Source organism: Vibrio hangzhouensis (assembly GCF_900107935.1).
Lineage (GTDB): Bacteria > Pseudomonadota > Gammaproteobacteria > Enterobacterales > Vibrionaceae > Vibrio > Vibrio hangzhouensis.
On the sequence record NZ_FNVG01000002.1, the window covers coordinates 204,697 to 216,838 of the forward strand.

The window sequence follows — 12,142 nt, forward strand, 5'->3', positions numbered from 1 at the left end:
TTTATCTCTTTTTGTCATTTAAGGCTGATGAGTGCCCGTCGTAGCAGGCACTTCTTATTAGCTGTGGTTTAGATGGCCAGTTTGTCACGTAAGTTATAGTAAGCGGCACCCATTGCTGTAAATGGAATCGCGAAGTGACGACCACCCGGGAACGTAACATGGGTAAGATCAGCGAAGGCATCGAAGCGTTCCGCATGACCTGTCAGTGCTTCTGCCAACAGTTTCCCTGCCAGGTGAGTACAAGTCACACCGTGACCGCTGTAACCTTGAAGGTAGTAAATATTGTCAGCAAACGAACCAAATTGCGGCATACGTGAATAAGTCAGCAAGAAATTACCTGTCCATTTATAGTCGATGCCAATACCCTTAAGTTGGGGGAAAATTTTCTCCATTTTTGGACGAATCAAAGCCTCGATATTTTCTGGGTCACGAGCGCCATAAACTACACCACCACCGAATAGCAGACGCTTGTCTGCACTCAGACGGAAGTAGTCCAAAAGATAGTTGCAATCTTCAACACAGTAATCTGATGGTAGGATATCTTTCAGCAGTGTTTCTGAGAGAGGCTCAGTGGCCACGACCTGCGTACCACAAGGAATGGCCTTATTACTGATATTCGGTGCCAGACCGCCCAGATAAGCATTGCCCGCCAGAACAAGGTACTTGGCTTTTACGCTGCCTTTTTCAGTGTGAGCGACAGGGTTCGCGCCTTTCTCAATACGTGTTACGCCAGACTGCTCAAAAATCTGGCCTCCCAGTGCCGTCACTGCCGCTGCTTCGCCTAACGCCAACTTCAACGGGTGAATGTGGCCACCGCGCATGTCCAATAGCGCACCTTTATAGGCACTGGTACCTACTGCCGCTTCCACTTCGTTTGCATCCATCATGGTCAACTGATCGTTGCCATAACGTTCCCAGTGCTTTTTGTGCTCTTCCAGACCTTTAAGCTGTTTGATGTTTAACGCGGTGAACATACCACCTTGTTTAAAATCACAGTCGATGTTGTGCTTTTCAATCAGACCACGAATGATGTCGCCACCTTCAAAGATCATGTCACACAGTGCCTTAGCCTGCTTATCACCGTAGCGACTTTCGATGACGTCTACATCTCTGCTGTAGCTGTTGACAATCTGGCCACCGTTACGACCTGTTGCACCAAAGCCAACCTTAGCGTTCTCTAACACCACCACCTTAAAACCCTTTTCAGCCAGGTGAAGTGCAGAAGAAAGACCCGAGAAACCCGCGCCAACCACACAAACGTCACACTCAATATTATCTTGCAGTTGTGGGTACTCACTTACATTCGGGATTGAATGAGCGTAGTATGAATCAGTATGTTTATTCATTGTTCTATTCCTTCTTTTTACAGCTTCGGGCTTAAGGTTGGAGACGAATCCATGTCGTCTTGGTTTCAGTGAATTTTTCGATGGCGTGTATCGACTTATCACGTCCATTGCCACTCATTTTAAATCCACCAAATGGGACGGTCATATCGCCCTCGTTGTAGTTGTTCACCCACACTGAACCAGCTTCTAACTGCTTAGCGACCCGGTGTACTCGATTGATGTTATCACTCCAGAGTGCAGCCCCCAGGCCATACTTAGAGTCATTGGCTATAGAGATAGCCTCTTGTTCTGTTTTGAATGGAATAACACACAAAACAGGACCGAAAATTTCTTCCTGAGCAACGCGCATGCGGTTGTCCACATTGTCCAGAATGACAGGTTCGACAAACGCGCCCTGACCCTTCACATCGCCACCACAGCGCACGACCGCTCCGGCGTCTTCGCCCAGTTTTACGTAGCTGAGCACTTTTTCTTTATGCTCACGGTCAATAAGGGCACCCATTGACGAAGTTGGATCCATTGGGTCTTTTGGTATAAAACGTTGCGCCGCGCTGATCACTTTATCGATGAACTCGTCTTTAATGCTCTCATGCACCAGCAGACGCGTTGCTGCGACACAGACTTCACCCTGATTGTAGAAACAGCCTGCTGCCGTTTCGGCCGCTGCACGGTCTAAATCTGCGTAATCCTCAAATACGATATTTGCGTTTTTGCCGCCTGCTTCTGCCCAAACACGTTTTAGATTAGTCTCACCTGATGCGATCATCAGATGGCCAGCAACGCGTGTTGAACCCGTGAAAGCAATGCAGTCCACATCTTCGTGGCGGGCAAGGGCCTCGCCCGCTTCATGACCGAACCCTGTAATCACCTGGAATACACCCGATGGCAGACCTGCTTCATTGGCCAGTTTGCCGAGAAACAGTGCCGTCAAAGAGGACTTCTCTGAAGGTTTAAGAATGACGCTGTTTCCCGCTGCGAGAGCAGGGCCTAGCTTCCAGCAACCAATCCACAGCGGAAAATTCCACGGCACCACCGCAGCGACGACGCCAATCGCTTGGTGAGACACAAAGGCATGGACATCTTTTTCTGTCGGTGCAACTTCTCCATATACCTTGTCGATTGCTTCGGCATACCAACGAATTGACTTCGCTGCACCAGGAATATCCGTTGATACACTGTGAGAAATCGGCTTGCCCGTGTCCAAAGTTTCCAGTAGAGCCAATTCATCTACATGTTTATCAATAAGATCGGCAAATTTTAGTAGCACTTCTTTGCGTTGTGCGGGCGCACTTCTGCTCCAGTCGCCTTTCTTGAAAGCGTTCTTCGCGTATTTAACTGCAAGATCAACGTCATCAGATTGACAGCGAGCAATATTAGCAATTACTTCATCAGTGGCCGGGTTGACGACCTCAAGAGTCGAGCCGTCAACGGCCGCAGTATACTCACCATTAAGAAACACTCTCTGTTCTATCGTTATTGCGTCTCTTAGTTCAATCCATTGTTGTTGCGTTTTCATACGCTCTCCTTGTTTACCTCAAGGTTTAGAATGCCTTCGGCGTATGAACGCTGATCATTCTGCAAACCTTATCGGAGTGATTGGTAAATTTATGAGGGATAGTCGTATCGATCACATAGGACTCACCTTCCTTTATCTGGTAGGTCTCACCGTTGTATTCGAGTTCTAATTCACCACTTAGTATGGTGCCGACTTCCTCTCCTTCATGCTTAATGTTGGATGCGCCCGTTGAACTCTTGGGAGCATATTCTTCAATCAAAAAGCCAATAACTTGTTTGTTGCTTCCATTACTGACTAACTTCATTGACACGCTTTCGCTGCCAATTTCGATCAAGTCATCTGGTTTAACAATGACCTTGATTTCCTTGTTTTCCTGCTGCTCCAGAGTGAAAAATTCTGAAAGCGATAGTGAAAAAACGTTCACTATTTTTTGCAAAGAACTTACCGATGGACTCACCTTTGCGTTTTCTATAGAGGAGATCGCGCTATGTGTAATGCCGGCTCGCTCCGCTAGTTCCCGTTGTGAAAGTCCCCGCTCTTTTCTTAGTTGAGCGATATTTTTTCCAATCTGGTGGTTGTCCATATATTCAGCCTCTCAATTATTGTGAAGCTGACATAATAAATTCTTTAAACAAAATTTGTGAGAAATGATTCTGTTTTGCTGCCCATTCTGGGTGCCACTGCACGCCAACGAAATATTTCTGGCCAGGCAGGCTAAACGCTTCTATAAGGCCATCTGGCGCTTTTGCCTCAACTCTCAGCATAGGACCCAGAGTTTCAACACCCTGGTTATGCAGCGTATTTACCTGAAATTTTTCCGTGTCAGTCCATTGGGCACTGACCAACCACTGCTCAAATGCACCACCTTTTTCAACGAACACTGGGTGAGCCGGAGCGTATTTCTCGGCAAAATCCTTGGATTCAGACTCTCGGTGATCATTAAAACCAGATTCGTGAACCGCCGGATTCAGGCTTCCACCCAAAGCGACATTCATTTCCTGAAAGCCACGACAAATACCCAAACAAGGAATATTCATGTCGATAGCACGGCGAATAAGTTGAATCGCCAGCTCGTCTCGGCCTTCATCTTTCTTCTTCTCTTCATGGGAGCCGTTATAACGGTGAGGTGCTACATTCGAATGACTACCCGGAAATAACAACCCATCACATACCGCTAAAACGCGGTCCAGCTCATCCGCTTCTATCGCTGAAGGCAGAATAATGGGTGTACCACCAAAATCTTTTACCGCCTGGAGGTAGAACTCATTTAGTGCCTGGATTTGATAGCCAGCGAGCTCTTTCTTACAACTTACGAGGCCTATGATGGGTTTTCTTATCTCAGACATTGTCACACTCACGTTCAATTTATTTAACAAAAACCTTACGTTTGACGTGCAAAATTATCAACACAAGTGTCAAAAATAGATTCCAAAACGTGATCTTCCTCTCTATTTTGGTCAAAAAAAGCGCTAATTGCGCTCGATATATTGAGCAAAGGCCGTTCAACTGTTACAAATTAGTTAACGTTTAACAGAGTTGAAATATCGACCAAGATAGACAAAACACAATAAAAACAATTAGATAAACTAACAAATAAGCCAAAAGCCCTACAAAAAGAATGGATTATGTGTTCAATTTGTTAAACACTAATGCCTTTCGCGTTGTGTAAGTGGGGCCACTAGGAGTAGTAAAGATGGATACCTTTTTACAGGAAGTTAAAAATTTTCGACAGAATTGGCCAGGTGTGAAATACGTTGACCTGATTTTTACCGATTTGAACGCCACCCCTCGTGGCAAACGCATTCCCGTCGGATCGCTTGAAAAACTGGCTAAAGGCGTCGCACTGCCATTATCCACTATCACACTCGATACCAAGGGCGCCGTCGTCGAATCCGCAGGATTGGGGGAAGACATGGGCGAACCTGACAATTTGTGCTTCCCTGTTAGCGGTACTTTACTGCCTACAGCAAAAGAAGGGACAGGCCAGATTCTGCTTTCAATGATGGAAGACGATGGCAAGACCCCTCACCGCTTGTTTATTCGCAACATATTGGAAGATATGGTGTCGACCCTCCACAAACGTGGTCAGTACCCTGTTGTCGCTCAAGAGCTCGAGTTTTACCTTATCGACAAAGTACGTGGCGAAAAAGGTGAAATCCAGACGGCGGTCAATCCGACGAAAAATCGCCGGGAAACCGATACCGAAGTTTATGATGTAGACGGCTTGGATGACTATGCAGACTTTCTGGCAGATCTCAATAATGCAGCCGCAGATCAGGGACTTAACACCGCTGGTGCACTGTCCGAATCTGCGCCTGGTCAATTCGAAATTAACTTCAATCACTCAAACGATGTACTTCGAGTGTGTGATGAACTGGTTTTGGCCAAGCGACTCATCAAGCAGGTCGCGCACCAGCATGGTTTTGATGCAACCTTTATGGCCAAACCCTTCCTTGAAGAGGCGGGTAACGGACAACATATGCATATCAGTGTCGTTGACGAAAATGGCAACAATCTATTCTCTCAAGCTGACGGCACTGCAAGCCCACTGTTTTACCAAACATTAACCGCCATGCTGACACAGATTTCCGACGCCATGGCTCTGCTGTGTCCTAATGTGAACTCTTATCGCCGCTTTGTTCCTGGTGCTTATGTACCGACCAAAGCCGACTGGGGTGAGAACCACCGCGGTGTCGCTCTACGTATTCCAATAAGCGATGGAAAAAACCGTCGTATCGAACATCGCATCGCTGGTGCTGATGTGAACCCATACATTCTCGCTGCAGTAGTACTTTCAGCAGTACTAGCGAGTGAAGACTATAGCCCTGAACAATGTCCAACTGCTCTGAATGAAAATGCTGTTGACCTACCGACCCGTATGTCTGAAGCCCTGACTCAACTCGAAAACAGTGAATTAGGAAAGTATTTCTCACAAGAGTTCATTGATATGTACGTCACTTGTAAACGCAGTGAACTGACCGATTTTGAGCGAATTATTACCCCTCTCGAAATTGATTGGATGCTGCACTCAGCTTAGAAAAGGAATTAATGTCATGACAACGGAAACTCAAGCGCTCGCCAAACCCCAGCGGTCGGGCGCGAAACACCTCTTTGTCGTCTCGCTGGTAGCTGCAATCTTTTTAGGATTCTTATCACTGGGACTCAACCACGTCGAAGGCGAAGCCTATGGATGGATAAGCTTACTACCTACTTCGCTGGTTCTGTTTTTTGCATTGACGACTCATCGTACTGTAGAAGCTCTCGTTGCAGGTACTATTGCTGGCGTGTTGCTGCTCGACCCCACTCAGATAGTCGAAAAGTTCATTGGCATCTCTATGGATGTCATGATGGATGGCACCATCGCATGGATCATTCTGGTTTGTGCACTGATGGGTGGACTGATCGCCATACTTGAGAAAGGCGGCAGTATCCTTAGTTTTAGTAACATGTTGGTCAGTAAAGTAAAATCTCGCAAGCAATCTATGCTGATGACCTTCGTACTGGGCCTAATCATCTTTATTGATGATTACCTCAATGCCATTGCTATTTCATCATCAATGAAAAAGGTCACTGATGGGTATCAGATTTCTCGTGAGAAACTGGCTTATCTGGTTGACTCGACCGCTGCTCCAATCTGTATTCTAGTGCCTATCTCTACTTGGGCTATCTTCTTCAGCTCCCTACTGGAAGCAAATGGCGCCGCGGAAGAAGGCTCTGGTATCGAAGCATACATTTCTGCCATTCCGTATATGGCATACGGCTGGGTGACGCTTGCTATCGTGGTTCTTGTCGCGCTGGATAAAATCCCGAATCTGGGTGCGATGAAACAAGCGGAAGAGCGAGCACAAGGCGGTCAGGTTCAACCAGATGGCGGACAGGACATCGATTTCTCGGGTGAAAAGCCACAGCAAACATCCGCAACCATGGGGTTAATTAACTTCCTATTACCAATGGTTGTACTGGTGGCGGCGAGCTGGTTCTATGGTATTGACCTGCTTGCTGGTGTTGTCGTAGCAATCATCTTCACACTTTGCCTCTATGGTGCGCAGCGTCTTGTCTCAATGAACGAACTGTTTGACTCAGTATGGGATGGCGTAAAAGTTATGCTGGTTCCGCTGGCGACCGTTGTGGGCGGCTTTATGCTGAAGAACGTGAACGACTCTCTTGGATTAACAGAGTTTGTCATAGAGTCTGTGGCTCCTTACCTCTCTGCTCAGTATTTCCCTGCTCTCATCTTTATTATTACTGGTGGTCTTGTCTTCGCATCATCATCTTCATGGGGTACATTTGCGGTAGCGATGCCAATCATTTTGCCTTTGGCTGACCAACTTGGTGTTCCTTTGCACCTGACAATCGCGGCGATGCTTTCTGCCTCTGCTGCCGGTAGCCACTCATGCTTCTTCAGCGACTCGACCGTACTGTCTGCTCAAGGTTCTGGCTGTACCGCAATGCAACACGCTAAGACTCAGTTCCCTTACGCACTGATCGGTATTGTTGCTACAACGCTATTCTTCATCGTGGTTGCTTAAAACAACAACGTTGAGAATCCAAAAGGGATGCCACTCAGCAGGCATCCCTTTTTTTTTGTCTTTCTTTTCTGAGTGGTTCTAACTCCAATTCAACACTCTTACCTCATTGCCCTCTTCTGGCTTTTTGGGAATGTTGAGAGACAACAGCAGCGAAATCACCGCCATCCCTGCACCAATATAAAACACACTTGAAGGTGATATCAGCCAAATAAAACCAAACGTCACAGGTATCACAACCGCCGCAATGTGATTGATTGTAAAGGAAACGCCCGCTGTAGACGCCATATCTGCCGGATCGGCGATCTTCTGAAAGTAAGTTTTGATGGCAAGTGCCAGAGCAAAAAACAGATGATCAATAACATACAGCGCGGCTGCCCATTCTGCCGTTTGCACTAAACCGTATCCAACGAAGACAAAAATCAGCCCTACATACTCAAAGATCAGCGCTTTGCGCTCCCCAACAATACCGATAAATCGGCCTATTTTCTTGGCAAACAGGAAATTAAACAGATAGTTAATCAGAAACAGCAACGTAATGTCCGACACGCTATAACCAAATTTTTCTACCATGAGAAAACCTGCAAACACAGTAAAGATCTGTCGTCGGGCCCCGCTCATAAACGTCAGGGCGTAATAGAGCCAGTAACGCTTTCTCAGCACCAGTTTTTTGGTCTGCGGTGTGTCAGTTTTAAATTGAGGGAATGCAAACGCGATAAACAACACCAGCACACATCCAATACCGCCTGTGATGCCATACACCCACACATAATCCAGTTTGAGCAGCTCCACCATGCCCCACAAACCAGCGTAGGTCAGCAGGGAAGCCAACGCACCGACGGATATCAGTTTACCCAGCACTTCCGGAGCCTCATCCTTGCTCAGCCATTGCAACGAAAGTGATTGCTTCAGGGTTTCGAAATAGTGGAAACCGGTGGACATGATCAGCGTAGTGATCAGCAAACCAGCAACCGACGGAAACAGGCCGGTGATCGCCGTACCTATAGTGAGCAGTAACAGAGAGAGCAACATGAATTTCTGTTCACGAATGAACAACAATACAAACACGGTTGTGAAGGCTAGAAACCCGGGAATTTCTCGCACACTTTGCAGTAATCCGATGTCAGAGCCATCAAAGTTGGCACGTTCAATGACAAAGTTATTCAGGAGCGCCATCCAACTTGAAAAAGCGATGGGCACTATAATCGATATAATAATGAGAAAGTTCTGAGGGGTACGCCATCCATAAGCGTGCTGTTGTAAAGCCATTATTGGTTCCTTTAAGAGCTTGATTTTTATATGCTCGTTTCTAACGCCATAACGGAGTCTAATACGGTGACACAAATTAATACACTAAAAGTCACGACCTGCAACTTGTGCAATTTTGTCGAGCCACCCTTTGCCTTCTACGAAATGGACAATATTTACAGCGCAAAGCAGTGGCAGCAGAAGACGAATTGGTTGCAAGAGACCTTGAAAAAACTGGATTCCGACATCATTGCGTTTCAGGAAGTGTTTTCCGTTGCCGCGCTGCAATCCCTTACCAAAGCATTGGGGTACCCATATTTTGAGTTTAATCAACAACCAGAGCTAGAGTCTGAATACATATTTTCACATCCGGCTTTAGCCATTGCATCTCGGTATCCACTAAAAAAGCGCCCCAATTTGGCATTGCACGCCTCTCAGGAAGGGGAGTTCAGCCGTCCACCGCTACACATTACGGCTACCATCGAGGGTATGGGCGAACTCGACATCTATAATGTCCACTTAAAGTCAAAGCGCCCGGTACAGACAGAATCACCTCTTGAAGACGAAAGCCATGTCGAACTCTGGTTGCAAGAGCTTGAGGGCAGTGAACTGTCGACCCGATTGCGTCATCTCGAAGCACTGGGGTTGCATCAGAACATCGTAAGGGTCAAACAGCGCACGAAAAGACCCTTTCTGTTGCTAGGTGATTTTAATAATCATCTGTCTGCTGATGAATTTGCCCCATTTCACTCTCAATACCGTCATCGACGTAAAGAGTCTCTGTCAGAGCTCAGACATTACCATTTTCACGACAGTTGGCGGTTGATACCCAGAGGTATACCAACTCGTGCCAGTGAGGCACTACGAGAGCCAATAACGCACTACTATGGCGAGTCTGGTAGTCGGCTTGACTACATTCTAACCTCGAATGAATTTAACCCGGAGTACGATCTTTCCCTGTTTGAACTCATTGATTATGAGCTTGTAAACAAACACATTATTGATCCCATTTTCGGTATCGACGATATCAGCACCGATCATGCGCTGGTCTCGATTCGCTTTCAAATCAGGCCGTAATATTCGCTCCCCGTCACAAAGCACTTGCTATAGATAGAAAATTCAATTAGTTATATAACAAAGTAACCTGGACATAAGCAGGCCAAATAAGGAGGCTGACATGAATGTGATTATTCGACCCACAGAACTGGGAGATGCTGAGGGTCTGTGTCAGCTCTACTCCCAACCTAAAGCCCAGCGTGAAACCCTGCAGCTGCCTTTACCATCTGTTGCTATGTGGCAAGAGCGCCTGAGTAGTGTCCCTGCCGGTGTCTACAGTTTCGTAGCGGAACTAGACGGGAAGATTGTCGGTAATATTGGTTTTGAGCATTCACAACGCCCAAGAACCGCCCACTGTGCCACCTTTGGTATTGGTGTCCACGACGAATATCACGGTCTGGGCATTGGCAGTAGACTCATCGAGACTGTTCTTGACTTAGCCGACAACTGGCTAAATATCCAAAGAGTTCAAATTGAGGTTAACGCAGATAACAGAGCTGCCATTGCACTGTATTCAAAATATGGCTTCGAGATTGAAGGCGAAGCACTTTGTTCGGTATTCAGGGATGGTGAATTTGTATCAACCTACTATATGGCACGAATCAAAGACCAATTATAACCAAAGTTTCTTATTCGCTTTAATGCTGGTTGTTGGTTTCTTGGCTTAACTTAGGTAGAGTACGCCACCACAGTTGTCCAGTAGAGATAGAACACAATGAATATTGATGACCAAGTAATAGAAACACTCGAACAACTCGAAGACTTCCTGATTCAGGTTGAGAGTGGCGCTTTAGGTCTGCAAGGCGTCGCCGGCATTGCTCTGGCAACCTCAAACCGTGACGGCCGACCTTTTGTTGCCGTACTTGGTGAGCAACACCAGTTACTGCTAGGTCGCTGGGTTTCAAAGCATGTCTACGAAAATGGCAAGGACATGGTTCGCAATGGTCCAAAGCGCAATTAGCTCACCATCAAGTTGAAGAGAAGCCTGGCACATTTGCCAGGTTTTTTTTCAGGTTCTATCTGCTTTTTAAACAGTTAGGTACACAACGTTTACTTTAATCTAAGAGCAAAATCGCAAACTAATTATGCAGCAATTGGCCGTATTTGCTAATCGACTATCCTAGCTCACGAATAACAACAATGACGCAAAGTCAGAGACTAGGATAATCATGAATAAACGATCAACACTTGCTTTTACATTAGCCATAACACTCCCTTTCATTGGTAGCGCTCAAGCGGGCAGTTGGGGCTATTCTTCAGAAAATGGGCCCGAACATTGGGGCCATGTGAGCACCACCTGTAGCGAAGGTAAAAACCAAAGTCCAGTGGATATCCGGTCGGCCCAGCTCGTCGATGCGCAGTTGCAACCGCTCGAGTTTCATTACCAAGGAAAAGTTGCCAACGTAGTCAACAATGGTCACACGGTGCAAGTCAACATCACTGGCGATAACACGTTGACGTTGGATGGTCAGGTGTTTGAACTCAAGCAGTTCCACTTCCACACTCCCTCAGAAAACACCTTCAACGGTAAACACGCACCTTTGGAAGCACATTTTGTTCATGCGAACGTCAACGGCGAGCTTGCGGTTGTTGCAGTCATGTTCAAGAGTGGAGAAAGAGAAGATTCAGTGCTTGCTGAAATCCTACACACCCTACCCGCAGCAGATCAAACCATCGACATTAAATCAGATTTGGCATTGGCAAACTTACTTCCAAGAGTCAAAACCTACTATCGCTACAATGGTTCGCTCACCACGCCACCTTGCAGCGAGGGCGTTCGCTGGATAGTACTGACCGATCCACAATTCATCATTCAAGGGCAGCTTGAGAACTTATCAAAAACGATGGGGCACAATGCTCGACCTACTCAGGATCTAAATGCTCGATTGCTCCTGAAGTAACAAACTGACCTTAATTAAGAGCGTGCAAGCGCTCTTATGTTTAGTAACAAAATCATTACATTAGCCTTCTGTTTTTTTGATCAACGTTCCAGAAACTCAAATCGGAGACCACCGAAAATAGACTATTTGAAGTGCTTCAAAGTTTACCGTACGCAGAGCGTGTAACTTAACTGTTAAACAAAAATAAGAAAATGTTGCAATGATGAGATTTTGAACTTCACGGTATTCAACAGCATTCCTTACCTTTGGTAACGAGTCTAGCCTTGAATAACGGTAGGCAGAAATGGGGGATGCGGTATGCAACAGTGTGAAATCAACGTATATGATACAAGGAACGAGCAGCAGTTTATTGTGCTCAATATCGGTTTTTCTGACGCAACAAAAGCGGATTTCATGTGGAGTAATATGCCGACAGCCACGTGTCGCGATTACATTTCACATTTAGTGGTGTCAGGTAACGTTGTGGCAAAAAAATACATCACAGAGGATGACCTTAGCGATATGAATCGTGCGACTCACCATCAACTCTCTGTTACATCATAATAGCGG

The 12,142-nt window shown here is 46.3% G+C and carries 12 protein-coding genes; 7 read left to right on the forward strand and 5 right to left on the reverse strand.

Going from position 1 to position 12,142, the window contains the following annotated elements:
- Positions 1 to 68 precede the first annotated feature (68 nt).
- The 4 genes from C4S60_RS02760 to C4S60_RS02775 are packed head-to-tail and all read right to left on the reverse strand — an operon-like array spanning position 69 to position 4,208.
- Positions 69 to 1,346 (reverse strand): NAD(P)/FAD-dependent oxidoreductase, encoded by a 1,278-nt coding sequence (locus C4S60_RS02760; RefSeq protein ID WP_103878796.1) that lies wholly within the window; start codon positions 1,344 to 1,346, stop codon positions 69 to 71.
- Positions 1,347 to 1,377: 31 nt separating this feature from the next.
- Positions 1,378 to 2,862: an aldehyde dehydrogenase gene (locus C4S60_RS02765; protein ID WP_103878797.1), complete on the reverse strand. Its 1,485-nt coding sequence runs from the start codon at positions 2,860 to 2,862 to the stop codon at positions 1,378 to 1,380.
- A gap of 25 nt (positions 2,863 to 2,887) precedes the next feature.
- Positions 2,888 to 3,445 carry an HTH-type transcriptional regulator PuuR gene (gene puuR / locus C4S60_RS02770; protein WP_103878798.1) on the reverse strand — a complete coding sequence of 186 codons (558 nt, stop codon included), beginning with the start codon at positions 3,443 to 3,445 and terminating at the stop codon, positions 2,888 to 2,890.
- A 16-nt stretch (positions 3,446 to 3,461) separates the two neighbouring features.
- Positions 3,462 to 4,208, reverse strand: coding sequence for a gamma-glutamyl-gamma-aminobutyrate hydrolase family protein (locus tag C4S60_RS02775; protein ID WP_103878799.1), 747 nt, complete (start codon positions 4,206 to 4,208; stop codon positions 3,462 to 3,464).
- A 347-nt stretch (positions 4,209 to 4,555) separates the two neighbouring features.
- Here C4S60_RS02775 and C4S60_RS02780 point away from each other — a divergent pair, with 347 nt between their 5' ends.
- Together C4S60_RS02780 and C4S60_RS02785 are read left to right on the forward strand one after the other, a co-directional pair.
- Positions 4,556 to 5,899 carry a glutamine synthetase family protein gene (locus C4S60_RS02780; RefSeq protein WP_103878800.1) on the forward strand — a complete coding sequence of 448 codons (1,344 nt, stop codon included), beginning with the start codon at positions 4,556 to 4,558 and terminating at the stop codon, positions 5,897 to 5,899.
- Between the two features lie 16 nt (positions 5,900 to 5,915).
- Positions 5,916 to 7,391, forward strand: a complete 1,476-nt coding sequence (locus C4S60_RS02785) for a Na+/H+ antiporter NhaC family protein (RefSeq protein ID WP_167390950.1) — start codon at positions 5,916 to 5,918, stop codon at positions 7,389 to 7,391.
- Between the two features lie 78 nt (positions 7,392 to 7,469).
- Here the strand turns inward: C4S60_RS02785 and C4S60_RS02790 are convergent, their stop codons facing one another.
- Positions 7,470 to 8,657, reverse strand: coding sequence for an MFS transporter (locus tag C4S60_RS02790; RefSeq protein ID WP_103878801.1), 1,188 nt, complete (start codon positions 8,655 to 8,657; stop codon positions 7,470 to 7,472).
- Between the two features lie 66 nt (positions 8,658 to 8,723).
- Between C4S60_RS02790 and C4S60_RS02795 the strand changes: the two genes are divergently transcribed.
- From C4S60_RS02795 to C4S60_RS02815, 5 genes are all read left to right on the forward strand, one after another.
- Entirely contained in the window at positions 8,724 to 9,713 is a 990-nt protein-coding gene (locus tag C4S60_RS02795; RefSeq protein ID WP_160111324.1) for an endonuclease/exonuclease/phosphatase family protein, read from the forward strand.
- 100 nt (positions 9,714 to 9,813) lie between these two features.
- Complete coding sequence (locus C4S60_RS02800; RefSeq protein WP_103878803.1) at positions 9,814 to 10,311, forward strand: GNAT family N-acetyltransferase; 498 nt, start codon at positions 9,814 to 9,816, stop codon at positions 10,309 to 10,311.
- Between the two features lie 96 nt (positions 10,312 to 10,407).
- Positions 10,408 to 10,653: a hypothetical protein gene (locus C4S60_RS02805; RefSeq protein ID WP_103878804.1), complete on the forward strand. Its 246-nt coding sequence runs from the start codon at positions 10,408 to 10,410 to the stop codon at positions 10,651 to 10,653.
- A gap of 208 nt (positions 10,654 to 10,861) precedes the next feature.
- Entirely contained in the window at positions 10,862 to 11,593 is a 732-nt protein-coding gene (locus C4S60_RS02810; RefSeq protein WP_103878805.1) for a carbonic anhydrase, read from the forward strand.
- Positions 11,594 to 11,890: 297 nt separating this feature from the next.
- Positions 11,891 to 12,136, forward strand: a complete 246-nt coding sequence (locus C4S60_RS02815; RefSeq protein ID WP_103878806.1) for a hypothetical protein — start codon at positions 11,891 to 11,893, stop codon at positions 12,134 to 12,136.
- Positions 12,137 to 12,142: the final 6 nt, after the last annotated feature.

Bases quoted from the DNA above. Each gene is read 5' to 3' on its own strand.
- C4S60_RS02800 (WP_103878803.1), top strand. From the start codon at position 9,814: ATGAATGTGATTATTCGACCCACAGAACTGGGAGATGCTGAGGGTCTG.
- C4S60_RS02790 (WP_103878801.1), bottom strand. From the start codon at position 8,657: ATGGCTTTACAACAGCACGCTTATGGATGGCGTACCCCTCAGAACTTT.
- puuR (WP_103878798.1), bottom strand. From the start codon at position 3,445: ATGGACAACCACCAGATTGGAAAAAATATCGCTCAACTAAGAAAAGAG.
- C4S60_RS02760 (WP_103878796.1), bottom strand. From the start codon at position 1,346: ATGAATAAACATACTGATTCATACTACGCTCATTCAATCCCGAATGTA.
- C4S60_RS02805 (WP_103878804.1), top strand. From the start codon at position 10,408: ATGAATATTGATGACCAAGTAATAGAAACACTCGAACAACTCGAAGAC.
- C4S60_RS02815 (WP_103878806.1), top strand. From the start codon at position 11,891: ATGCAACAGTGTGAAATCAACGTATATGATACAAGGAACGAGCAGCAG.
- C4S60_RS02775 (WP_103878799.1), bottom strand. From the start codon at position 4,208: ATGTCTGAGATAAGAAAACCCATCATAGGCCTCGTAAGTTGTAAGAAA.
- C4S60_RS02780 (WP_103878800.1), top strand. From the start codon at position 4,556: ATGGATACCTTTTTACAGGAAGTTAAAAATTTTCGACAGAATTGGCCA.
- C4S60_RS02765 (WP_103878797.1), bottom strand. From the start codon at position 2,862: ATGAAAACGCAACAACAATGGATTGAACTAAGAGACGCAATAACGATA.
- C4S60_RS02785 (WP_167390950.1), top strand. From the start codon at position 5,916: ATGACAACGGAAACTCAAGCGCTCGCCAAACCCCAGCGGTCGGGCGCG.
- C4S60_RS02810 (WP_103878805.1), top strand. From the start codon at position 10,862: ATGAATAAACGATCAACACTTGCTTTTACATTAGCCATAACACTCCCT.